21 protein-coding genes are annotated in these 21,558 nt (G+C 66.5%); 9 read left to right on the top strand and 12 right to left on the bottom strand.

Going from position 1 to position 21,558, the window contains the following annotated elements; all coding sequences use genetic code 11:
* Positions 1-490: 490 nt before the first annotated feature.
* Entirely contained in the window at positions 491-2,353 is a 1,863-nt protein-coding gene (locus BDW41_RS16095; protein ID WP_074552204.1) for a DEAD/DEAH box helicase, read from the bottom strand.
* A 118-nt stretch (positions 2,354-2,471) separates the two neighbouring features.
* On the opposite strand from BDW41_RS16095, the gene BDW41_RS16090 reads away from it, so the two are divergent.
* From BDW41_RS16090 to rimJ, 3 genes are read left to right on the top strand one after another with little or no spacing between them, the layout of a single operon-like run.
* A complete protein-coding gene (locus BDW41_RS16090; protein ID WP_074552203.1) occupies positions 2,472-3,221 on the top strand; it encodes an SDR family NAD(P)-dependent oxidoreductase in 750 nt (249 codons plus the stop codon).
* A 47-nt stretch (positions 3,222-3,268) separates the two neighbouring features.
* Positions 3,269-4,117: an S-formylglutathione hydrolase gene (gene fghA / locus BDW41_RS16085; protein WP_074552202.1), complete on the top strand. Its 849-nt coding sequence runs from the start codon at positions 3,269-3,271 to the stop codon at positions 4,115-4,117.
* Complete coding sequence (gene rimJ / locus BDW41_RS16080) at positions 4,114-4,665, top strand: ribosomal protein S5-alanine N-acetyltransferase (protein WP_074552201.1); 552 nt, start codon at positions 4,114-4,116, stop codon at positions 4,663-4,665. The genes fghA and rimJ overlap by 4 nt, the downstream gene beginning before the upstream one ends.
* A 34-nt stretch (positions 4,666-4,699) precedes the next feature.
* Here the strand turns inward: rimJ and BDW41_RS16075 are convergent, their stop codons facing one another.
* From BDW41_RS16075 to BDW41_RS16065, 3 genes are all read right to left on the bottom strand, one after another.
* The gene (locus BDW41_RS16075) at positions 4,700-5,215 is read right to left on the bottom strand and encodes a hypothetical protein (protein ID WP_074552200.1); all 516 of its coding nucleotides are present in this window, start codon (positions 5,213-5,215) and stop codon (positions 4,700-4,702) included.
* A gap of 226 nt (positions 5,216-5,441) precedes the next feature.
* Entirely contained in the window at positions 5,442-6,761 is a 1,320-nt protein-coding gene (locus BDW41_RS16070; RefSeq protein WP_074552199.1) for a DEAD/DEAH box helicase, read from the bottom strand.
* A 119-nt stretch (positions 6,762-6,880) separates the two neighbouring features.
* Positions 6,881-7,549, bottom strand: coding sequence for a methyltransferase domain-containing protein (locus BDW41_RS16065; protein ID WP_074552198.1), 669 nt, complete (start codon positions 7,547-7,549; stop codon positions 6,881-6,883).
* 135 nt (positions 7,550-7,684) lie between these two features.
* Here BDW41_RS16065 and BDW41_RS16060 point away from each other — a divergent pair, with 135 nt between their 5' ends.
* Positions 7,685-8,929, top strand: a complete 1,245-nt coding sequence (locus tag BDW41_RS16060) for an MFS transporter (protein WP_074552197.1) — start codon at positions 7,685-7,687, stop codon at positions 8,927-8,929.
* A 48-nt stretch (positions 8,930-8,977) separates the two neighbouring features.
* On the top strand, positions 8,978-9,463 hold the full coding sequence (locus BDW41_RS16055) for a peptidylprolyl isomerase (RefSeq protein WP_074552196.1): 486 nt from the start codon (positions 8,978-8,980) through the stop codon (positions 9,461-9,463).
* A gap of 1,472 nt (positions 9,464-10,935) precedes the next feature.
* Here the strand turns inward: BDW41_RS16055 and BDW41_RS16050 are convergent.
* The 4 genes from BDW41_RS16050 to BDW41_RS16035 form a co-directional block, all read right to left on the bottom strand.
* Positions 10,936-11,364: an organic hydroperoxide resistance protein gene (locus BDW41_RS16050; protein WP_074552195.1), complete on the bottom strand. Its 429-nt coding sequence runs from the start codon at positions 11,362-11,364 to the stop codon at positions 10,936-10,938.
* A 3-nt stretch (positions 11,365-11,367) separates the two neighbouring features.
* A complete protein-coding gene (locus tag BDW41_RS16045) occupies positions 11,368-11,826 on the bottom strand; it encodes a MarR family transcriptional regulator (RefSeq protein WP_074552194.1) in 459 nt (152 codons plus the stop codon).
* A 214-nt stretch (positions 11,827-12,040) separates the two neighbouring features.
* On the bottom strand, positions 12,041-12,613 hold the full coding sequence (locus BDW41_RS16040) for a C40 family peptidase (protein WP_074552193.1): 573 nt from the start codon (positions 12,611-12,613) through the stop codon (positions 12,041-12,043).
* A gap of 94 nt (positions 12,614-12,707) precedes the next feature.
* Complete coding sequence (locus BDW41_RS16035; protein WP_233496899.1) at positions 12,708-14,048, bottom strand: hypothetical protein; 1,341 nt, start codon at positions 14,046-14,048, stop codon at positions 12,708-12,710.
* A 55-nt stretch (positions 14,049-14,103) separates the two neighbouring features.
* On the opposite strand from BDW41_RS16035, the gene BDW41_RS16030 reads away from it, so the two are divergent.
* From BDW41_RS16030 to BDW41_RS16015, 4 genes are all read left to right on the top strand, one after another.
* Positions 14,104-15,363: an FAD-dependent oxidoreductase gene (locus BDW41_RS16030; RefSeq protein ID WP_074552191.1), complete on the top strand. Its 1,260-nt coding sequence runs from the start codon at positions 14,104-14,106 to the stop codon at positions 15,361-15,363.
* Between the two features lie 57 nt (positions 15,364-15,420).
* Positions 15,421-16,767: a glutathione-disulfide reductase gene (gene gorA, locus BDW41_RS16025; RefSeq protein ID WP_074552190.1), complete on the top strand. Its 1,347-nt coding sequence runs from the start codon at positions 15,421-15,423 to the stop codon at positions 16,765-16,767.
* Positions 16,768-16,808: 41 nt separating this feature from the next.
* On the top strand, positions 16,809-17,591 hold the full coding sequence (gene hutG, locus BDW41_RS16020) for an N-formylglutamate deformylase (protein ID WP_074552189.1): 783 nt from the start codon (positions 16,809-16,811) through the stop codon (positions 17,589-17,591).
* A 197-nt stretch (positions 17,592-17,788) separates the two neighbouring features.
* Positions 17,789-18,010, top strand: a complete 222-nt coding sequence (locus tag BDW41_RS16015; RefSeq protein ID WP_074552188.1) for a hypothetical protein — start codon at positions 17,789-17,791, stop codon at positions 18,008-18,010.
* A gap of 121 nt (positions 18,011-18,131) precedes the next feature.
* On the opposite strand, the gene BDW41_RS16010 is transcribed toward BDW41_RS16015, so the two are convergent.
* The 4 genes from BDW41_RS16010 to BDW41_RS15995 all read right to left on the bottom strand — a co-directional run bounded on the left by BDW41_RS16010 (position 18,132) and on the right by BDW41_RS15995 (position 21,544).
* A complete protein-coding gene (locus tag BDW41_RS16010) occupies positions 18,132-18,551 on the bottom strand; it encodes a Rid family hydrolase (RefSeq protein WP_074552187.1) in 420 nt (139 codons plus the stop codon).
* Positions 18,548-19,216 carry a carbonate dehydratase gene (gene can / locus BDW41_RS16005; RefSeq protein ID WP_074552186.1) on the bottom strand — a complete coding sequence of 223 codons (669 nt, stop codon included), beginning with the start codon at positions 19,214-19,216 and terminating at the stop codon, positions 18,548-18,550. Before can ends, BDW41_RS16010 begins: the two co-directional genes overlap by 4 nt.
* A gap of 10 nt (positions 19,217-19,226) precedes the next feature.
* Positions 19,227-20,678 carry an aldehyde dehydrogenase gene (locus BDW41_RS16000; protein WP_074552185.1) on the bottom strand — a complete coding sequence of 484 codons (1,452 nt, stop codon included), beginning with the start codon at positions 20,676-20,678 and terminating at the stop codon, positions 19,227-19,229.
* Positions 20,679-20,755: 77 nt separating this feature from the next.
* Entirely contained in the window at positions 20,756-21,544 is a 789-nt protein-coding gene (locus BDW41_RS15995) for an SDR family oxidoreductase (protein WP_074552184.1), read from the bottom strand.
* Positions 21,545-21,558 lie beyond the last annotated feature (14 nt).

Genomic DNA, 21,558 nt, shown 5'->3' with positions numbered 1-21,558 from the left:
CTGTGTAGCGGCGAAGGTTGCCAAGCCACAACGCACCTCAAGCGTTCGGGCTTATCCCTTCGTAATGCTGCGGGCGTTGGCTCTGAAGGCCATTTTCTTTGGGTTACTTTTCTTTTGGGCCAGCAAAAGAAAAGTGACTCGAGCGTCGGCAGACGATCGAAACGCCCGCCGCGTAGGCGGCCAGGTCGCGGGAGCGCACGAAGGCGCCCGTCACCACTACGCGACAACCAAAAGCAAAGTTACTGGATGACTCGCTTCGCTCGCCCCTTCGGGGCCGCCCTACGGGCGTTCTGCGACACAAAGCTAGTCCTCGTGGGGCGCGCTCCGCGCTTGTCCGGTCTTCGCAGGAATGGCGGCCAAAGGTCGAAGCGATGAGGTTAGGTTGGCCCCTCACCCCAACCCTCTCCCCAAAGGGGAGAGGGAGACAATCTGCGAGTAGCCACTCAGCATGCGCGCCCCCAAAGGGCACGCCCCAACCAGCGCATAGCGCTTACTTCCCGCGCCGCGGCCCCTTATGCCCACCGTGCCCCTGCGGACGCGGCTTGCCGCCACCGCCGTGCTTCTTGAAGCCGCCCGGGCGATAACCGCCACCCGGTCGGCGCGGTGGAGCTTCGCCGGCTCCGCTGTCGTCGCCGTCCCATTCGCGGATGCGCAGCTGCTGCTGGCTCACCCACACTTTCTGCAGGTGCTGGAACACTTCCGCCGGCATGCCGTCGGGCAGGTCGATCAGGCTGTATTCGCCGCGGATGCTCAGGCGGCCGATGTACTGGCTTTCCAGGCCGGCTTCGTTGGCGATGGCACCGATGATATTGCCCGGTTTCACGCCGTGTTCGTGGCCCACTTCGATGCGGTAGGTGCGCTTGCCTTCTTCCGTGTGGTGCGCGCGCACGGGGCGGGGCGTGAAGTCGCGCTGGCCGCCGTCGCGATCGCGCGGACGATGCTCGCGTTCGCCGCGGTCACCACGTTCGCCGCGATGCTCGCCATGCTCGCGCGGAGTGAATTCGCGCTTGGGCGGCGGCGTGAGCAGCAGCGGCTGGTCGCCCTGAGCGATGCGGGCGAGGGCGGCGGCGATTTCGATGGCCGGAATGTTGTGTTCCTGTTCGTACTGCTCGATCAGCTGCTGGAACAGATCCAGTTCGCCGACGGCCAGCGTGTCGCTGATGCGCTGCTTGAACTTGGCGATGCGCTGGTCGTTGACCGCTTCCACCGTGGGCAGCTTCATCTCTTCGATGGGCTGGCGCGTGGCGCGCTCGATGGCGCGCAGCATGCCCTTTTCGCGCGGCGTGACGAACAGGATGGCATCGCCGCTGCGGCCCGCGCGGCCGGTACGGCCGATGCGGTGCACATAGCTTTCCGTGTCGTACGGGATGTCGTAGTTCATGACGTGGCTGATGCGTTCCACGTCCAGGCCGCGAGCGGCCACGTCGGTCGCCACGAGAATGTCGAGCTTGCCGTCCTTGAGCTGCTGGATCACGCGTTCGCGCTGCGGCTGGGCGATGTCGCCATTGATCGCGGCGGCGGCAAGGCCGCGTGCCTGCAGTTTCTCGGCGAGTTCCTCGGTGGCCTGCTTGGTGCGCGCGAAGATGATCATCGCGTCGAACGGCTCGGCTTCCAGGATGCGCGTCATTGCGTCCAGTTTGTGCAGGCCGCTGACGAACCAGTAGCGCTGGCGGATGTTGGTGTTGGTGGTGGTGGCCGCCTTGATGGTGACTTCCACCGGGTCCTTCAGGTGGTGCTGCGCGATCTTGCGGATCGGCGGCGGCATGGTGGCGGAGAACAGCGCCACCTGGCGGCTTGGCGGCGTGGCCTGCAGCACTTTTTCCACATCGTCGATGAAGCCCATGCGCAGCATTTCGTCGGCTTCGTCGAGCACCAGGAACTTCAGCTCGGACAGATCGAGCGTGCCGCGCTCCAGATGGTCGATGACGCGGCCGGGCGTGCCCACCACGATCTGCACGCCGCGCTTGAGCGAGTGCAGCTGCGGGCCGTAGCTCTGGCCGCCGTAGATCGGCAGCACCTGCAGCCCCGGCATGTGCGTGGCATAACGCTGGAAGGCTTCGGCCACCTGGATGGCCAGCTCGCGCGTGGGCGCCAGCACCAGCGCCTGCGGCTTGCCGGGCTTGAGGTCGATGCGCGAGAGGATCGGCAGCGCGAACGCGGCGGTCTTGCCGGTGCCGGTCTGCGCCTGGCCGAGCACGTCGCGGCCTTCCAGCAGCGGCGGAATGGTGGCGGCCTGAATCGGCGAAGGCGATTCGTAGCCGACGTCGGTGAGTGCGCGCAGCAGCTCCGGATGGAGGCCAAGCGCAGCAAAGCCGACGGCTGCCGGCTGGGAATCGGAAGACGGGGAGGACATGGGGAACCTCGACATGGCATGCACGGCGGCATGCGGGAGAATGACGCTATTGTAACAGGCTGGCCCGTCCCCACTGGGTTTTTTATGGGCCTGTCGGTCAAATCGGAAAGGAATATTCATGTCTGGACGTCTTGATGGTCGTGTCGCGCTGGTCACGGGCGCGTCTTCGGGTATTGGCGAGGCCACCGCGCTGGCCCTGGCGAAGGAGGGTGCGAAGGTCGCCATCGCGGCCCGCCGGCGCGACCGGCTCGAAGCCCTGGCCGCCCAACTGCAGGCGCTGGGCGCCGAACCCACCGTGCTGGTGGCGGACCTGGCGTCGGAGGACGAGGCCAAGCGCATCGTGGCCGAGACCGAGGCGCGCTACGGCCGCCTGGACATCCTGGTGAACAACGCGGGCGTGATGTATCTGGAGCCGGTGGAAGAGGCCGATCTCGGCCGCTGGCGCCGCATGCTGGAACTCAACGTGCTCAGCCTGATCGCCTCCACGCAGGCCGCGTTGCCGGGCATGCGAGGGCGTCGCGAGGGGCATATCGTGAACATCTCGTCGACGGCGGGGCGCGTCGCCAATCCCAACGCCGCCGCGTATTCGGCAACCAAGTTCGGCGTCGTGGCGTTTTCCGAAGCGCTGCGGCGCGAGGTGTACCAGCACAACATTCGCGTCACGGTGATCGAGCCGGGCGTGGTGGAGACGGAACTGCGCGACCACATCGGCCATGCCCAGGTGAAGGACAACCTCAACGCCTGGGCCGACAGCATGCGCCAGCTGCAATCGACGGACGTTGCCGATGCCATCGTGTTCTGCGTATCGCGTCCCGCGCACGTCAACATCAACGAACTGCTGATGCGGCCCACGGACCAGGAGCGCTGAGCCCGGCGCGTTATGATCGGTGGGCTGGGTACTTCAGAGGGAATGGCATGACAGGGATTGAAACGATCTCCGAGCAACGCTGCCATGGCGGCGTGCAGGGGTTCTATCGGCATCACTCGGAAGCCTGCGGCGGCCCGATGCGCTTCGCGCTGTTCCTGCCACCGCAGGCCGCGCAGGGGCCGTGTCCGGTGCTGTATTTCCTCGCGGGGCTCACCTGCACGGAGGAAACCGCCACCATCAAGGCCGGCGCGCAGCGGCTTGCCGCGGAGCTTGGACTGATTCTGGTGATGCCCGATACCAGCCCGCGCCAGACGGGCTTCGACGGCGCCACGGGCGACTGGGAGTTCGGCGAGGGCGCGGGTTTCTACCTCGACGCCACGCAGTCGCCGTGGTCGTCGCGGTTCCGCATGCACAGCTACGTGGTGCACGAACTGCCCGCGCTGCTGGCGCAGCACTTTCCCGTCGACATCGCGCGCAGCGGCATCACCGGTCATTCGATGGGCGGCCATGGCGCGCTGACGATCGCCTTGCGTCACCGTGACAACTACCGCTCGGTGTCGGCCTTCGCGCCCATCGTGGCGCCGAGCCAGGTACCGTGGGGGCAGAAGGCGTTTCCGCGCTATCTCGGCGATGACACCAAGGCATGGGCCGAGTACGACGCTTGCGAACTGGTGCGCAGGCAGACCTTCGACGGCACCATCCTGATCGACCAGGGCGAGTCGGACGGCTTCCTCACCACGCAGCTGAAGCCCGAACTGTTCGACCAGGCCTGCGCGGAAGGCGGCCAATCGCTGCTGCTGCGCAGGCACCCGGGTTACGACCACAGCTATTACTTCATCAGCACCTTCATCGAAGACCACCTGCGCCATCACGCGGAGGCATTGATTCCGCGGTGAGCGTGCTGCATCCCATCACTACGCCACGGGCCGTGCTGCGGCTGGCGGACGTGGCCGATGCGTCCCGCTTGCTGCGTTATCGCCAGCGCAATCGCGCGCATCTGGCGCCATGGGAACCGTTGCGCGACGAGGCGTACTACACGCTGGATCACTGCGTGCAGACCCTGGCCGAATCGCGCGAGGCGATACGGCTGGATCGCGCCTATCCGTTCTATGCGCTGGACCTGTCGGGCCAGGAGATCCTGGCCAGCTTCACCTTCGCCAACGTGGTGCGCGGGGCCTTCCAGGCCTGCCACCTCGGCTATAGCGTCGACGCGCATCGCCAGGGGCAGGGCTTGATGCGGGAAGTGCTCGAAGCGGCCTTGCCGTGGGCCTTCCATGAGCTGGGCATGCATCGCGTGATGGCCAACTACATGCCGCGCAACGAGCGCAGCGGGCAGCTGCTGGCGCGCCTGGGCTTCGAGCGCGAAGGCTATGCGAAGCGCTACCTGCAGATTGCCGGCACATGGGAAGACCACGTGCTCACTTCGCTTATCCGCGATCACTGACGATTGCGGCTGCGGAGAGGTTTCGGCGATGCCGTCAGCCCTTGGTGGTCGACGCCGGCGCCGGCACGGTGACGGGCGCGGAGCTTGCCGGTGCGGGCATGGCGGCCGGCGTGGCCGGGCGCGTGCACGATGCAGGCATCCATTGGCCGTTGCCGGCAATGATGTCGCAGCTCCAGGTCAGCGGCACGCCGGCGCCGGTAGCGTTGTCCAGCGGCGTCAGCAGGAACACTGGATCAGGCGTGGCGCCCGTGTCCTTCGTGGCGATGGTGACGCGCCCGCTTTCGGAGATGTCGATACTGGCGGTATAGGCGTTCAATGCCGAGGCGGCATTGAACTTCAGGTCGCCGGGCTGAAGCTTGTTCAGGCCGCCACGCACCGTGGTGGCTTCCAGCACGACCAGCTTGGCGGCTTCGCCGGCCTTGAGCGCTTCGTCCATGTGCCCGGCAATCCGATGGTTGCGCCAGGCGGGAATCGCGAAGGCCGCTATTACCGCGAGCACGGCAAGCACGGCCAGGCCGATCATGAGGGGAGCGGACTTTTCGCTGCGCATCTCGATTCTCCATGGTGACGACGATGCCCGGACAAGCCGCCGCAGTGCGGTGCGGCCTGTCAAAGCGAAACGTGGCCGGCGTGCCGGCGTGAACTCACGGCACACATTCGCACAGTTGCCCGCGCCCAGGATTAACGCAGGGCCTTACATGGATGCGCGCAGGTGACCAGAACGTGAAGCGGCAACGCGCTGGCTCCTGCACCGAAGCCAGCGCGCGAGGTTGGCGTTAGGCCTTGGCGGCCGGACGACGGCGACGCTGGCGCTTGCGATTGCCTTCCGCCGGACGATCACCGCCCTGGCCATGGCCGCCGCCGTGATGACCATGCGGACGATGCGAACCCTGCGGACGTCCCTGGCGCGGCTGGCGCTGGCCCTGCACCGGACGCGGCGCGGCGGCATCGGTGCGCAGCGGATGCGACGGCTCGAAGCCCGGCACGTTGCTGATCGCGATGTCCTGCTTGAGCAGCTTGCGGATGTCGCGCAGCAGGCCCGATTCCTCGTGGCTCACCAGCGACACGGCCATGCCGTCGGCGCCGGCGCGGCCCGTGCGGCCGATGCGGTGCACGTAATCTTCCGCGACCATCGGCAGGTCGAAATTGATCACGATGGGCAACTGGTCGATGTCGATGCCGCGCGCGGCGATGTCGGTCGCCACCAGCACGGTGATGCGGCCGCTCTTGAAATCGCTCAGCGCACGCGTGCGCGCGTTTTGGCTCTTGTTGCCGTGGATGGCCGCGGCGCGCAGGCCTGCGGCTTCCAGGTAGCGAACCAGCTTGTCGGCGCCGTGCTTGGTGCGGCTGAACACCAGCGTCTGGCGGCGGCTGTCCTGCGAGAGCACGTGCAGCAGCAGGTCGCGCTTGTTCGCCGCGTCCACCGGATGCACGTGATGGGTGACGGTGGTGGCCACGGTGTTCGGCGGCGTCACCGACACTTCGCGCGGCTGGTGCATGAACTGCAGCGCGAGCGCCTTGATCGGCGGCGCGAACGTGGCGGAGAACAGCAGCGTCTGGCGCTGCTTGGGCAGCGCCGCGAGGATGCGCTTGAGCGCCGGCAGGAAGCCCATGTCGAGCATGCGGTCGGCTTCGTCCAGCACCAGCACGTCGATGCCGGAGAGGTCGATCGAGCGCTGCTGCATGTGATCGATCAGGCGGCCCGGCGTGGCGATGACGATGTCCACGCCGCGACGCAGTGCCTGCATCTGCGGGCCCATGCTCACGCCACCGAAGATGGTGGTGCTGCTGATGCGCAGGTGCTTGCCGTAGTCGCGCAGGTTGTCATGCACCTGGGCGGCGAGTTCGCGCGTCGGCGTCAGCACGAGGGCGCGCGGGCGGCGCGTGCCGGCCGGCGCGGTCTGCGACAGGCGGTGCAGCAGGGGCAGCGAGAAGGCGGCCGTCTTGCCGGTGCCGGTCTGGGCGGCGGCGAGCAGGTCGCCGCCTTCCAGCACCACCGGAATGGCGGCGGCCTGGATGGGAGTGGGTTCGGCGTAGCCCTGTTCGGCAAGCGCACGCAACAACGCGGGCCCAAGGCCCAGCGATTCAAACGACATGGGAAGCTCCAAAGCAACCCGGAGCGTTCAAGAACCGTGTTGCAGTATCAATGAGGGAGGGACGACGAAAGGTCGTGCCTGCCAAGTATAGCGCAAACGGGGCAGGCCTGCCGGAGGGCTCATTCAGGCGCCGCGCGGCGCTCGCGCCGGGCCACCAGCAGGTAGCAATCGAAGGGTGTCTTTCCGTGCAGCGGTCGCACTTCCACGACGAGGCCCGCCGCCTCCAGCGGCGCACATAGTTCGTCGGCGCTGGGATAGTGCTGCGCGCCCGTGCGCATCCATCCGCTGGCACGCAGAAAGAACTCCGAGACGCGCGTGAGCCCGTAACGCCAGCTGCGTTCGCGCAGCACGGTGCGGATCACCAGCAGGCCGCCCGGCGCGAGGTGGGCGACGGCATTGGCCAGCAGGCTGCGCTGGCCTTCCTGCGGCAGGTAATGCAGCACGTCGAGCAGGGCGACGTGTCCGCTCATCGCTTGCCGTGCGATGCCATCGGCATGGATGAGCCGCAGCGCGCCATCCAGGCCGGCCAGCTGCAAGGCGCGATTGCCGGCGTCGATCTTGCGTATATCGCTGTCCACGCCCAGGTAGCGTGTCACGGCACCGCACGCGTGCAGGTATTGCCCCAGCAGGCCGATGCCGCAGCCGATGTCGAGCAACGGCATGGGGCGATCCTTCACCAGTGCCGCCGTGGCGGCGTAGGCGGGGTCGGTGGCCAGCTTGCCCTTGACGTAGCGGCGCTGTAGCCAGTGATCGTACGAGTTGGCGATGCGATAGAGGGCGGTGTCCATGCGGGCATGTGAGCCCACGGCGTGCCAGCGTGGCGTGAAGGCCGGCACTCCCTGCGATGGTCGGCCTTGCGCTGTGGCAGCGGTGATGGTTCGCTTGGCGCCTTCCGTGCCGCCCGCTTCACGATGGAGTAGCCCATGTCGCCGCTTGCGCCCTTGCGGGAGCTCACCACGACCCAGCGTCATACCGTCCTGGCCAGCTTCCTGGGCTGGACGCTGGACGCCTTCGACTACTTCCTGCTGACCTTCGTCATCGTGGCGGTGGCCAAGGAGTTCCATTCCGACCAGGGGCATGTGATCACCGGCCTGTTCCTGACGCTGGCGGCCCGCCCGTTGGGTGCCTTGTTGTTCGGACGGCTGGCGGACCGCTATGGGCGGCGCCCGATCCTGATGCTGGACGTGATCCTGTTCTCCGTGTTCGAGCTGGCCACGGCGTTCTCCACGTCGCTCACCATGCTGTTGGTGCTCCGGTTCCTGTTCGGCATCGCCATGGGCGGCGAATGGGGCATCGGCGCGTCGCTGGCGATGGAATCCATTCCGGCGAAGGCGCGCGGCGTGGTGTCGGGCCTGCTGCAGAGCGGCTATCCCGTGGGCTTCTTCCTCGGCGCGCTGGTCAACTGGCTGCTGGTGGACCACATCGGCTGGCGCGGCCTGTTCGTGGTGGGCGCGGCGCCGGCGCTGCTGGTGCTGTACATCCGCCGTACCGTGCCCGAGTCCGAAGTGTGGCAGCAGGAGCGGGCGACGCAGGAGAAGAAGGGCCTGCTCGCATCCATGCAGGGCCATTGGAAACTCGCCATCTACCTGATGGTGCTGATGGCGGCGTTCAACATGTTCAGCCACGGCTCGCAGGACCTGTACCACACCTTCGAGGAGGAAAGCCTGCACCTGCCGACCGGCTCGGGCGCCGCCTTCATGCTGGTAGCCATGCTCAACCTGGGCGCGCTGGTGGGCGGCCTGTTCTTCGGCGCGCTGTCCGAGCGCATCGGACGGCGGCGGGCGATCATTCTTGCTGCGCTGCTGGCGATTCCGGTGATTCCGCTGTGGATGCATGGCGGCTCGCTGCCCGCGCTGGCGCTGGGCGCCTTCCTGATCCAGGTGATGGTGCAGGGCGCCTGGGGCGTGGTGCCCACGCACCTCAACGAACTGTCGCCGGAAGGCATGCGCGGCACGCTGCCGGGCTTCGCCTACCAGACCGGCAACCTGCTGGCCGCGGTGACGGCCAACGCCCAGCACTGGATCGCGGACTGGCGAGGCGGAGACCTGGCGTTCGCCATGTCCGCCTGGATCGCCGCGGTGGCCCTGCTGCTGGCTTTCCTGGCCTGGATGGGGCCGGAGGCCCGGGGCGTGCGCTTCGGCCAGGGCCGCGCCGGTACGGGCGAGTAGCCGGGCAGGCTGGTAGCATTGGCGGTTTGATCCATCACGAGACATGCAATGAAGGCTGGCAAGGACAAGGTCATCTCGCTCCACTACACGCTGACGGTGGACGGTGAAAAGGTCGAGAGCTCCCTCGACCGCAACGAACCGCTGTGGATTCTGCTCGGCCACGGCCAGCTGATCCCCGGCCTGGAAAAGGCGCTGGAAGGCCACGAGGCGGGCGAGAACCTGCAGGTGGAAGTGGCGCCGGCCGAAGGCTACGGCGAGCGCCAGGAGGGCATGACCCAGCGCGTGCCCAAGAAGTATTTCCAGCAGGCCGCCAAGCTCAAGCCGGGCATGACCACGGTGCTGGCTCTGAAGGAAGGCGGCCACCGCGTGGTGGTGGTGCAGAAGGTGGGCATGAGCACGGTGGACGTGGATCTGAACCATCCGATGGCGGGCAAGACGCTGAACTTCGATGTGACCGTCAATGAGGTGCGCGACGGTACCGAGGAAGAGATCGCGCATGGCCATGCGCATCCGCCGGGGGCTGAGGCGCACTGATGCTTTCTCCCTCTCCCCTTCGGGGAGAGAGCTGGGGTGAGCCCCGAAAAGGGGGTAAAGGTCGGGTGCTCGCCTCACGGTTTCATTCTTTAGCCGTCATCCGCTTTGGCCGTCATCCCGGCGCAGGCCGGGATCCAGTGACTTTGCGCTGGGTTGTCGCGTAGTGGTGACGGGTTTTTTCGGGCATTCCCGCGATCTGGCCGCCTACGCGGCGGGCGTTCCGACCTCCTGCCGGAGGCCGGGTCACTTTCTCTTGCTTGCCCAAGAGAAAGTAACCAAAGAGAAGGGCCCCCGGAATCGGCGCCTATCGGGCGAAGCCCGATAGGTACGCGGACGGGTTGCGGGGTTTGTCGACAGGGCATCCTGCCCTGACGACAAACTGGCTCGCATCCCTGCGAGCCACCCTGCGGGCTATTCCTCCACCCGCCCGCCGCCTCATACGGGGACCCGGAAGATCAAGAGCGTGGAGCCGACGGCTCGTGCCGCTGCACGGCACCTCGCGTCGTGGCAGGCGCGAAGCGCCTGTCCTAGAGCTTGTTCAAAATCTCCGGTGCGACACCTGTTCCCTCACCGTCATCCCCGCGAAAGCGGGGATCCAGCGACTTTACGCGCTGCGAGAAGGCTTAAAGACACTGGATGACCAGCCTTCGGCTGTTGATGAAGCGCCTCCCGCTTTCGCGGGATGACGGTGAGGCGAAATGTGGACTCACGCGAGATATGAACAGGCTGCTAAGAGCAGTGAGGCGTTGTGTCGGAGTGTGTCGTGTTCCGGAAATGGAATGCCGCGCTATCGGAATGGCTTGCCACAAGGTAGCGAGCTCTCCAAAACGGTCGGGAAGCGTAGCGTCCGCTTTACCCAACCTCAGCGGCCGGGAAGCGTAGCGCAAGCTGCTTTAAGCCCTCTCCGCTACGGCGCGTTGCGAAGCGCACCGAACTATCCGCTGTGTAGCGGCGAAGGTTGCCAAGCCACAACGCACCTCAACCGTTCGGGCTTATCCCAGCGGAATGCTGCGGGCGTTGGCTCTAAAGGCCATTTTCTTTGGGTTACTTTTCTTTTGGGCCAGCAAAAGAAAAGTGACTCGAGCGTCGGCAGACGATCGAAACGCCCGCCGCGTAGGCGGCAAGGTCGCGGGAACGCACGAAGGCGCCCATCACCGCAACGCGACAACCAAAAGCAAAGTCACTGGATGACTCGCTTCGCTCGCCCCTTCGGGCCGCCCTACGGGCGTTCTGAGCGCTCCGCGCTTGTCCTGCCTTCGCAGGAATGACGAATGAAACGGTAAGGCCAGGGCCATCGCTGGTGCTCACACCCGCCCCAAACGGCGCGAGTGAGCAAATCCGATAAATTAAGCGCACGGGTGCGCCCCAGCCCCCAGCGATCAAAACCGCAATCAACGCAACAACCAACATCCACCCAAAACAACAACGGCGCCATCGCGGCGCCGTTGTTGTTTCCATCATGAAAAACCCGCTTACACCAGGGTGATGTCCACGTCCACGTTGCCGCGCGTGGCGTGCGAGTAGGGGCAGATGTCGCGATGCGCGGTGTCGACCAGTTCCTGCGCCACGGCGCGGTCGAGGCCCGGCAGGCTCACTTCCAGCTTCACGGCGATGCCGAAGCCGGTCGGTTCGCGCGGGCCGATGCCCACGTGTGCCGTTACCGAGGCGTCCTTCAGCGTCACGCCCTTCTGGCGGGCGACGAAGCGCACGGCGCCTTCGAAGCAGGCCGCGTAGCCGGCGGCGAACAGCTGTTCCGGGTTGCTGCCCTGGCCGCCCGGGCCGCCGAGGCCCTTGGGTACGACCAGCTGCAGGTCGAGCACGCCGTCGTCGCTCTTGGCGTGGCCTTCGCGGCCGCCGTGCACGGTGGCGGTAGCGGTGTAGAGAATCTTGCTGATGCTCATGGTTCAGTCCTCGCGTTGGGAGAGTTGGATCTGTCGAGTGAGTCGCTTCAGTTCATCGCGCAGGGTCTGCATCTGGTCGAGCGATAGCTGCATGCACTGGGCGAGGCATTCGGGGATGCCACTGGCCTGGTCGCGCAGGGCGAGGCCGGTGTCGGTGAGCCGGATGTCCACTTCGCGTTCGTCTTCCTTGCGGCGCTGCCGGCTGACCAGCCCGGCGGCCTCGAGCCGCTTGAGCAGCGGGGTCAACGTGCCGGAATCGAGCTGCAGGCGCTGGCCCAGCTCCCGCACGGTCAGGCCGTCCTGCTCCCACAGCACCAGCATCACCAGGTACTGCGGATAGGTCAGCCCCAGCGGGTCCAGCAGCGGGCGGTAGAGGCCGGTGACCGAGCGGGACGCGGCATACAGCGCGAAGCACAGTTGCTGGTCGAGCAGGAGATGGTCGGGGGAGGGCTTCCGGTTCATGGGGGTGAATTCTAAGCGCAAAATTAAATTGTGTACAATTCAATTTTTCAATCGACGCCATAGCGGGCGCTTAAGGCGCGGCAGGCAGGGGATAGCTGCAGATACTGGAGCCGCGAGCGTGCGCCCTGGCCGGTGAAGCGCCGGTCCATGCCGTCGTGGTTCTGGCGCTGGCGAGTGGAGAGGTGAAGCCGGCGCGCTGACGCGGTGGCGAGCGTCAGTCCAGCAGGCGCTTGCCGAACTCGAAATGGTCTTTCCAGTACGGGCCGTCGATATCGTCCAGCCGCACGGTGCCGCCGCTGTTGGGCGCGTGGACGAAGCGACCCTTGCCCACGTAGACGCCGACGTGGCTGATGCCGCTGGAGCCGCCGAAAAAGACCAGGTCGCCGCTGACCAGGTCGGTCATGTGCCCGACCCGCTGGCCGCTGAGCTGCGACATCTCGCGGGAGCTGTGGGGCAGGTTCAGCCCGGCGGCGTTGCGATAGATGTAATCCACCAGGCCGCTGCAGTCGAAACCGCCGTCCGGCGTGTTGCCGCCCCAGCGATAAGGCGTGCCCACCAGGGCGATGGCGCGGAACAGCACGTCGTTGGCGGTGCCGGTGGCGCCGGTGGGCGCGCGGGCGGGCAGGTTGGCCAGCGAGGAGCGTGAATCCTTATAGGTAGGCTCCGGGCGGCGGCTGTGGCTGGCGCAGGCCGCAAGTAGAAGCACGGCGGATGCGAGTAGCGCGTGGCGAGCCGTGCGCCAACAGGCCCGGTGGCGGGCGGCAAGAACGGCAAACGGCGGGCGCATCTCGTATCCCTTTTGCTTGAGACGAGCCTGAGGTTATCAAATCAATGAGTTGGAAGAAAGTTGTGAGTGCTCACTCTAAGTAGGGTCTTGGCCATCATGAGCCGGGCCCGCCCACCGTGAGGTTGTGCTCGGTGAGCTTCCGGTCATTGCGATCCCGGCTGCTGATCTTGTATTCGCCAGGCCACAGGTAGAGCGAATTCATGGTGTCGTTGGCGGTGAAGACATAGCGGTCCGCGGGGATGGCGTCGTCGCCCTCCTTGGCGAAGCGGGCTTCCACTACACAGGGAAGCTGACGCTGGCAGATGTCGCTGGAAATCACCCGCGTTTGGCGAGTGCCGCCCAGGGTGAGCCAGTGCGGCCGGCGCTGGTGGCCGGACGGCGGAAGGATCACGTCCACGTCGTGGCGGTCGGGATCGGACGCCCACACGCTGCCGTTCTGGCGGCTCAGCAGTACCGATGGCTTGTCGACCGGAAACGCCGCGATCAGCTGGTTGTAGAGATCCTTCTTCGGCATGGGTCCGATGTCGCGCCAGCGGGTCTGGTCGATCGAGAGCGGATCGAACCCGGTCAGCTGCTTGAGCTGCATGGCCATGGGCTTGATGGTCTTGCCCAGGTTGCCGACGGCCTTGTCGATGTGCGCATAGCCGGCGTGCACGAACAGGCGCGCCTTGGGGTCGTTCTTGAACACTTCGCGATAAAGCAGCTGCGCCTGTCCGGCTTCGCGATCCGCCAGCAGGTCGGCCTCCGATTCGTACGCCACCACCTTGAAGCCCAGGCGAATGGCCTCGCGGATGATCTGCCCATACAACGGCTCATGCAGGTATTCGCTGCCGCTGCTGGCGATGGGGTAGCCGCGCTTCATCAGGTCGGTGTCGCTGTTGACCAGCGCTTCGGCGGCGAAATAGGTGAAGCCTTCGGCGCGCAGCCTGGGCAGCAAGGCCAGCGTCAGCTCGCGCGTGTGTGCGTCGTGATGGGCCTCGTTGATCATCACGATGCGCCGGTCGGTGGCGAGCTTGGCGATTTCCGTCGCCGCATCGGCCGCCGCCCAATCGGCCGCCGCCGGCAGCGGCACCGGGGTCTGCACGCGGTTGTCGAAGGGGAAATCCAGCATGGCCTCGTCGTACAGGCCAAGCTCGTCCTCCACCGTGGCAAGCAATTGTTGGTCGATCAGCCGGTCGTCCTTGGTGAGCTGCGGCATGACTTCGCGCAGGTAGGAATAGCGCGCCAGGTCGTTCTTCAGATGTGCCGCTTCCTCGAACAGGTCGCGCTTTACCGAGATGGCGGTGGAGGCCCTAAGCGCGTCGGGCGCGGGTGCGGTCTGCGCCGGCGCGGGGGCTTGCTGCGCGGCTGCGGCAGAGGTCGCCGCGGCCATCGCCAAGGCCAGCAGGCACCGCCGGTACATCGTCCTGTCGGACTTCGCTTCTGTCGTTCCCATCGCACTGCTTCCCTCAGAGAGTTAGGAGCGGACCACGGAACGCTACAATAGGCCGATGGATGCTTCACGCAGCGATGTGCTGATTCTGGGCGGCGGCGTTATCGGCCTGGCCTGTGCTTACTTCCTGCTGAAGTCCGGGGCTACCGTGCGGGTTCTGGAGCAGGGTACCCCGGGCTGCGGAAGTTCGCACGGCAATTGTGGAACGATCACTCCCAGCCACGCACCGCCCCTGGCCATGCCGGGCACGCTTGGCGTGGCGCTGCGCTCGATGCTCCGCTCGGACGCGCCGCTTTACCTCAACCCGCGCTTCGATGGCCCGCGTTTGCGCTGGCTGCTCGGCTTTGCGCGCCACTGCAACTGGCGCGACTTCGAACGCGCGGCGCAGGCGCGCTCGGCCATCCTGCAGCGTTCGCGCCGCCTGCTGGCCGAGCTCGTGAGCAGCGAGCGGATCGACTGCGAGTTCGGCGAAGAAGGCGAGCTGTACGTGTATCGCACCGGGCGGGCTTACCAGGCCGACCAGCGGCATCACGCGGACGTGCTCGATCGCCTGGGCATTGCCGTGGCGCGTTGGCGAGGCGAGGAGGTCGAGGCGCGCGAACCCGCGCTGAAAGCCGGCGTCACCGGCGGCCTGTTCCACCCCGGCGACGCACGCTTGCGTCCCGACCGCTACGTCGCCGAACTGGCGCAGCGTGTGCAGGCCATGGGCGGCGTGATCGAATCGGGGGCGCGCATCGACGGGTTCGGCATGCAGGGTGATCGCATCGACCATGTTCGCACCACGCGCGGCGTGTTCCGCGGCGAGCGCATCGTGATGGCGCTGGGCGCATGGTCGCCCTTGCTGGCGAAGCAGCTCGACCTGCGCTTGCCCATGCAGCCCGGCAAGGGCTATTCGATCACCTATTCACGGCCCGCGCTGGCGCCGCGCCATGCGATGGTGCTGCGCGAGGCCGCCGTGTGCGTGACGACCTGGGAGACGGGATTCCGGCTGGGCAGCACGATGGAGTTCTCCGGGTATTCGGAGGGACTCAACCGCACCCGGCTGGATGCGCTGCGCCGCGGCGCAGCGCAGTCGCTGCACGTCGCCGAAGGCCCCGACATGCAGGAAGAGTGGTGGGGCTGGCGGCCCATGAGCGTGGACGAAGTGCCGCTGATCGGCCCGAGTTCGCGCTGGTCCAACCTGATGCTCGCCACGGCGCACGGCATGCTGGGCGTCAGCATGTCGGCCGCCACGGGCGAGCTGGTGGCATCGATGGTGAATGGCGGCACGCCGCCGCTGGATCCGACGCCGTATGCGCCGTCGCGTTTCCGTGTGTGATCGTTGCGAACCGCTGGACGGTTCGCGCTGATTTGAATGGGCAGGCAGGAGAACGGCATGGCGGAATCGTTTGACCTGATCGTACTGGGCGGTGGCTCCGGCGGCCTCGCCACAGCCATACGCGCCGCGCGGCACGGCGCACGCGTGGCCTTGCTCGAACCCGGCGCGCTGGGTGGAACCTGCGTCAATGTCGGCTGCGTGCCGAAAAAAGCGCTGTGGTTCGCCGGCCAGCTGGCGCAGGAGCAGCGGCTGGCGCTCGACTACGGCTTTGCGTCATCACCGGGTTCGCTCGACTGGGAACACTTCCGCCAACTTCGGCAGCGCTATATCGATGGCATTCGCGAGCGCTATGCGTCGCACCTGGCGCAGTCCGGCATCCAGTGGTTCGCCGAGGTGGGACGGCTTGCCGCTGCCGATACCGTGGTCACTTCGAGCGGCACGGAACTGAAGGCCACGCAGATCGTGATCGCCACCGGTGGGCGCCCGCGTCGGCTGGATATTCCCGGCTTCGAGCTGGGACTGGTATCCGACGACATCTTCGCGCTGCGCAGCTTGCCCAAACGCATCGCCGTGATCGGCGGCGGTTACATCGCGGTGGAATTCGCCGGCCTGTGCCATGCGCTGGGCAGCGAAGTCACGTTGCATGTGCGCGATCGCATGCTCACCGATTTCGACGCGGAGCTGGTGGACGAACTGGAGCGGCAGATGGTCGACGGCGGCATCCGCATCACGCGCCAGGTACAGGTAAAAGGCCTGCTTCGCGATGGCGATGCCGTGGTGATCGATGACGCGTTGAACGGTCCTTGCGGTCCCTACGATGCGGTGCTGTGGGCGATTGGCCGTATCCCCAACAGCCACCGCCTGGATCTCGGCGCGGCGGGCGTCAACGTGGAGGAGAACGGGCACATCGTCACCGACGCCTGGCAGAACACCAACGTGCCGGGCATTTGCGCGGTGGGTGACGTCACCGAACGTCCGGAGCTCACGCCGGTGGCCGTGGCCGCGGGGCGTCGTCTCGCCGATCGCCTTTTCGGTGGACGTCCCGACAGCCGGCTCGACTACGAGCATATTCCCAGCGTGGTGTTCGCCGAGCCGCCGCTGGCGATGGTCGGCCTTACCGAGGCCCAGGCGCGCGAGTTCCATGGCGATCAGGTGCGCGTCTATCGCGCCGGTTTTACGCCGCTGCAGTGGGCCGTCGCCGGGCGCCAGCGGCAGACCATGATGAAGATCGTCTGCCTGGGCAAGGACGAGCGCGTCGTCGGCATCCACGTGCTGGGCAGCAGTGCGGAGGAAATGCTGCAGGGCTTCGCCGTGGCGATGAAGATGGGCTTGCGCAAGCGCGATCTCGACGCGACGGTGGCGATCCACCCGAGTTCGTCCGAAGAACTCGTGCTGATGACCTAACAGCTCGCGGTAAACTCGGTGGGTCGCGGTAAACTCGGCGCATGACCGCCACCTATACGCTCCATCGCGGCACCGCGCCGCTGCTCATCAGCCTGCCGCACGACGGCAGCCATATTCCCGACGATATCGCCGCGCGCATGCGGCCGAATGCGCAGCGTTCCGTCGATACCGACTGGCATGTGGGACGCCTGTACGAGCCACTGGCGAAAGCCTTGGGCGCCAGCGTGATTCGCCCGGCGGCATCGCGCTACGTGGTCGATCTCAATCGCCCCGCGGATGGCCATGCGCTGTACCCGGGCAAACGCGAAACCGGGTTGGTGTCCACCATCGGCTTCGACGGCGAGCCGCTTTACCTCGACGGAGACGAACCCGGCACCGAAGAAATGCAACGACGGGTAAACGTGTACTGGCGTCCGTACCACGAGGCCTTGTCGCAAGAACTTGAACGCCTGCGCGCGGAACACGGCCGCGTGGTGCTGTGGGATGGGCACTCCATCCGCAGCCGCGTGCCCATGTTGTTCGATGGCCAACTGCCGGACTTCAACCTTGGCACGGCTGATGGCGCAAGCTGTACACCCGCGTTGCAGCAAGCCTTGAAGGAAGCGCTGGAAGCCCAGTCCCGCTACAGCTTCGTGGTCAATGGACGCTTCAAGGGCGGCTACATCACGCGCCACTATGGCCGGCCGGCGGAAGGCGTGCAGGCCGTGCAACTGGAGCTTTCGCAGCTCAACTACATGGACGAAGACAGCTTCGCGTATGCCGAAGAGAAGGCCGCGCAGGTGCAGGAAACCATCGCCCGCCTGCTGGCGCTGTGCGTGGCGTGACCGCAAAAATATTCGACCGTTGTTAGGCGATTGCAATGTCAAGCGGCGGCGTCTGGAAATCTGACAGCACCGCGCGAAAGGAGCTGTTCCGGACGGCGCGAAAACATGCCATGTTTTCGCCGTCGCGCCGCTCGTGTCGCCGGGTTCCGGCCGGGTCCGCGACAGCACACGGATTCTTCTAGTCGAGGCTTATCAACATGCGCAAGTTCGCGATCGCATCCCTGCTCGTTGCGGGTATGGCTCTTTCCGGTTCCCTGCTGGCGCAGGACGCATCCCCGCAGGCTGCGCCCGCGACCAAGTCCGCTTCGTCGCATCATCACAAGAAGAACAAGAACAACGGTCAGCCGAAGCAGAAGGGCAGCAAGTCGGCCAAGCGCACGGCCAAGTCCACGCTGCCGCAGACCGAAGCCAGCCACTGAGGGTGGTACAGCAAAAAGCCCCGGCGCGTGAGCGCCGGGGCTTTTTGCTGGAGAAGTGAGTAAAGAGGAGCGAGTAGTGAGAGAAGAGCGACGCTCTCTCTCGTTTCTCACTTCTCTTCACTCACTCCTGGATCGCAGCCACACACTTCAGCTCGATGGCGATGGGCGTCGGCAGCGCCGTGATGCCCACCGTGGTGCGGCAGGCATCGACACCGGCGAAGTACTCCGCATAGAGCTTGTTGTAGGCCGGGAAATCGCGCGCCATGTCGGTGAGGAACACGGTGACGTCCACCAGGTTTTCCAAGCGCGCGCCGCTGGCTTCCAGCACGGCGCGCACGTTCGCGAACACCTGACGGCATTGCGCTTCGATGTCGTAGCCGATCAATTTGCCCGCGTCGTCGTGGATGTTGCCGGGAATGGCGTTGCTGCCCGGCATGCGCGGGCCCACGCCGGAAAGGAGCAGCAGGTTGCCGACGCGGCGCGCATGCGGATACGCCCCCACCGGCGCGGGCGCCTGCTCGGTGCGGACGACGTCGCTCATCGGTTGAACTCGGGGATGGTTCCCAGACGCTGCAGTGCGTTCGCGTAGGCGGGCCTGAGGTCCTCGCGCGAACTGACGTGCATGCCCAGGTCGTTCACGTGGCCATCGAACAGGCTGTAGCACCAGGCGTGCACGGTAAGCTTCTGGCCGCGCTCCCAGGCGTCCATCACCATGGTGGTGTGGCAGACGTTGACGGCCTGTTCCATCGCGTTGAGTTCGCACAGGCGGGCATTGCGCAGATTCATCAGCTCGATCGAGGTGAGCAGCCTGGAATGCTTCTGCGCCACGTCGCCCACGTGGCGCAGCCAGTTGTCGACCAGGCCCATGCGGCGTTCGTCCAGCACTGCCTGCACGCCGCCGCAGCCGTAATGGCCGACGACCAGGATGTGCTCGACCTTGAGCACATCCACCGCGAACTGGATGGTGCTCAGGCAGTTGAGGTCGGTGTGCGACACCACGTTGGCGACGTTGCGCTGCACGAAGATCTCGCCCGGCGGCAGGTCGACGATCTGCGTGGCCGGCACGCGCGAGTCGGAGCAGCCGATCCACAGGTACTTGGGGGCCTGTTGCTGGGCAAGGCGTTCGAAGAATCGCGGATCCTGTTCGACCATGGTGGCCGACCACACGCGGTTGCTGTCGAGGAGGTTTTGCAGGGGGCTTTTCACGGCAGCGCTCTCAGTAACGTATGCAAATGTTCTTGGGCTCGGTAAAGAAGCGCAGTGCTTCCGTACCGCCTTCACGGCCGAGACCGGACTGCCTGGTGCCGCCAAAGGGCGTGCGCAGGTCGCGCAGCAACCAGCAGTTGGTCCATACGATGCCGAAGTCCAGCTGGGCGCCGAAGCGATGCGCGCGCGACAGGTCGCGCGTCCACACCGAAGCGGCGAGGCCGTAGCCGGTGCCATTGGCGATGGCGAGCGCTTCCGCTTCGTCCTCGAAGGGGATCAGGCTCACCACGGGTCCGAAAATCTCGTGCTGGTTGGTGGCCGCATCGCTGCCCAGGCCTTCGATCACCGTGGGCGCGACGAACCAGCCGTTGGCGCAGCGGCCATCCACCGTGACGGCATCGCCGCCGCACAGGATGCGGCCGCCTTCCTCGCGCGCCGTCGCGATGCAGCCCATCACCTTGTCGAAATGTTCGCGCGACACGAGCGCGCCAAGGTCGCTGCCGCCGTCGCTCGGGTCGCCCACGCGCAGCGCCTTCACTCGCGCGAGGTAGCGCTCGCGGAACGCATCGTAGATCGAACGCTGCACCAGCAGGCGCGAGCCGCACAGGCAGATCTCGCCCTGGTTGGCGAAGCCCGAGCGCACGATGGTGTCGAGGTTGGCGTCGCTGAGGTCCGCGTCTTCGAACACGATGGCCGGGTTCTTGCCGCCGAGCTCCAGCGATACCTTCTTGAACCGCGGCGCGGCGACCGCGGCGATCTGTGCGCCGGTGCGCGTGCTGCCGGTGAAAGAGACGGCCTTCACCGCCGCATGCTCGACGATGGCCTGTCCCACCGTGGGGCCGCGGCCCTGCACGATATTGAACACGCCGGGCGGAAAACCCGCCTCGATGCTCAGCTCACCGAGCAATGCCGCCGTGCAGGGCGTGATTTCGGAGGGCTTGGAAACCACCGTGTTGCCGGCCGCCAGCGCCGGCGCGATCTTCCAGGTGAACAGGTACAGCGGCAGATTCCACGGGCTGATGCAGCCGACCACGCCCAGCGGCTGGCGCAGTGTGTAGTTGATCGCGCCGGTTTCCATGGCGTGCGACTCGCTGCTCCAGCCCATGATGGCGGCGGCGAAGAAGCGCAGGTTGGAAACCGCGCGGGGAATGTCGAGGTTGCGCGCCTGGGCCAGCGGCTTGCCGCTGTCGCGCGATTCCAGCGCGACGAATGCGTCCATGCGCGCTTCGACAAGATCCGCAAGCCGATGCAGCAGGCGAGCGCGCTGCTCGGCCTGCGTGCCTGCCCAGGCCGGCGCGGCGCGACGGGCGGCGGCGACGGCCTCGGCGACGTCGTCGGCGGTGGAATCGGGACAGTGGGCGAAGACCTCGCCAGTGGCCGGCTCGAACACGTCCAGCCAGCGATCGTTGCGTGGCGCCTGAAGGCGACCGTCGATCAGATTGGCGAGGCGCAAGGTAGGCATCTGCACAAGCTTAAGGCCTGGGGCCTGCAATTGCACCGGACGGGGGCGTATGCGGCGCGTGACGATGCCGGCGTGCGTCAGCTCAGCGAACGGGTCCTGCCGCCATCCACCGCGATGCTCACGCCATTCACGTACGCCGCCGCCGGTGTGCACAGGAACGCGATGACGGCGGCCACTTCGGCCGCCTCCCCGAAACGGCGGGCGGGCACGGCGGCCAGCATGCCTTTGGCGATGTCATCCTCGTCGCGGCCGCTGCTGCGTGCCTGTGCGGCGAGCAGCCCGTCCAGGCGCGCGGTGCGCGTGTAGCCGGGCAGCACGTTGTTGACGGTGATGCCATCGGCGGCCAGTTCGCTGGACAAGGTCTTGGCCCAGCTCGCCACCGCGGCGCGCACGGTGTTGGATACGCCCAGGCCAGCGATGGGCTCTTTCACCGAAGTGGAGATGACGTTGACGATGCGCCCGTAGCCGCTGGCGCGCATGCCGGGCAGCAGCGCCTGCACCAGCGTCTGGCCAGCCAGCAGATGCTGGCGGAAGGCCGTTTCGTAGGCCTCGGTGGTGGCCGTGTGGGCGGCGCCGCCCGGCGGGCCGCCGGTGTTGTTGATCAGGATCTCCATGGGGTGGCTGGCGACGATGTCGGCCAGTGCGTCGCGCAGGCTGTCGGTCTGGGCCATGTCCACGGCGAACCAGCGATGCTGCTGGCCGTGCTTGCGGGGCAGGGCATCCGTAGCGGCCTTCAAGGCATCCGCGGAACGCGACAGCAGGGTCACGCTGGCGCCGAGTTCGGCCAGCTCGATGGCGCTGGCGCGGCCGATGCCTTGCGAGGCGCCGCATACCAGGGCATGACGTCCGCTCAGATCCAGTTGCATGGAGGGCTCCCGTT

The organism is Dyella sp. AtDHG13 (genome assembly GCF_003201105.1).
In the GTDB taxonomy this organism is placed as follows: domain Bacteria; phylum Pseudomonadota; class Gammaproteobacteria; order Xanthomonadales; family Rhodanobacteraceae; genus Dyella; species Dyella jiangningensis_B.
The sequence above is the reverse complement of the archived record's forward strand: the minus strand, read 5'-3'. Positions and strand labels throughout refer to the sequence as shown.

Bases quoted from the DNA above. Each gene is read 5' to 3' on its own strand.
- BDW41_RS16090 (WP_074552203.1), top strand. From the start codon at position 2,472: ATGTCTGGACGTCTTGATGGTCGTGTCGCGCTGGTCACGGGCGCGTCT.
- BDW41_RS16095 (WP_074552204.1), bottom strand. From the start codon at position 2,353: ATGTCCTCCCCGTCTTCCGATTCCCAGCCGGCAGCCGTCGGCTTTGCT.
- BDW41_RS16075 (WP_074552200.1), bottom strand. From the start codon at position 5,215: ATGCGCAGCGAAAAGTCCGCTCCCCTCATGATCGGCCTGGCCGTGCTT.
- BDW41_RS16060 (WP_074552197.1), top strand. From the start codon at position 7,685: ATGTCGCCGCTTGCGCCCTTGCGGGAGCTCACCACGACCCAGCGTCAT.
- BDW41_RS16035 (WP_233496899.1), bottom strand. From the start codon at position 14,048: ATGGGAACGACAGAAGCGAAGTCCGACAGGACGATGTACCGGCGGTGC.
- BDW41_RS16030 (WP_074552191.1), top strand. From the start codon at position 14,104: ATGGATGCTTCACGCAGCGATGTGCTGATTCTGGGCGGCGGCGTTATC.
- BDW41_RS16040 (WP_074552193.1), bottom strand. From the start codon at position 12,613: ATGCGCCCGCCGTTTGCCGTTCTTGCCGCCCGCCACCGGGCCTGTTGG.
- BDW41_RS16050 (WP_074552195.1), bottom strand. From the start codon at position 11,364: ATGAGCATCAGCAAGATTCTCTACACCGCTACCGCCACCGTGCACGGC.
- BDW41_RS15995 (WP_074552184.1), bottom strand. From the start codon at position 21,544: ATGCAACTGGATCTGAGCGGACGTCATGCCCTGGTATGCGGCGCCTCG.
- BDW41_RS16010 (WP_074552187.1), bottom strand. From the start codon at position 18,551: ATGAGCGACGTCGTCCGCACCGAGCAGGCGCCCGCGCCGGTGGGGGCG.
- BDW41_RS16065 (WP_074552198.1), bottom strand. From the start codon at position 7,549: ATGGACACCGCCCTCTATCGCATCGCCAACTCGTACGATCACTGGCTA.
- fghA (WP_074552202.1), top strand. From the start codon at position 3,269: ATGACAGGGATTGAAACGATCTCCGAGCAACGCTGCCATGGCGGCGTG.
- BDW41_RS16015 (WP_074552188.1), top strand. From the start codon at position 17,789: ATGCGCAAGTTCGCGATCGCATCCCTGCTCGTTGCGGGTATGGCTCTT.
- BDW41_RS16045 (WP_074552194.1), bottom strand. From the start codon at position 11,826: ATGAACCGGAAGCCCTCCCCCGACCATCTCCTGCTCGACCAGCAACTG.
- gorA (WP_074552190.1), top strand. From the start codon at position 15,421: ATGGCGGAATCGTTTGACCTGATCGTACTGGGCGGTGGCTCCGGCGGC.
- BDW41_RS16000 (WP_074552185.1), bottom strand. From the start codon at position 20,678: ATGCCTACCTTGCGCCTCGCCAATCTGATCGACGGTCGCCTTCAGGCG.
- BDW41_RS16055 (WP_074552196.1), top strand. From the start codon at position 8,978: ATGAAGGCTGGCAAGGACAAGGTCATCTCGCTCCACTACACGCTGACG.
- BDW41_RS16070 (WP_074552199.1), bottom strand. From the start codon at position 6,761: ATGTCGTTTGAATCGCTGGGCCTTGGGCCCGCGTTGTTGCGTGCGCTT.
- hutG (WP_074552189.1), top strand. From the start codon at position 16,809: ATGACCGCCACCTATACGCTCCATCGCGGCACCGCGCCGCTGCTCATC.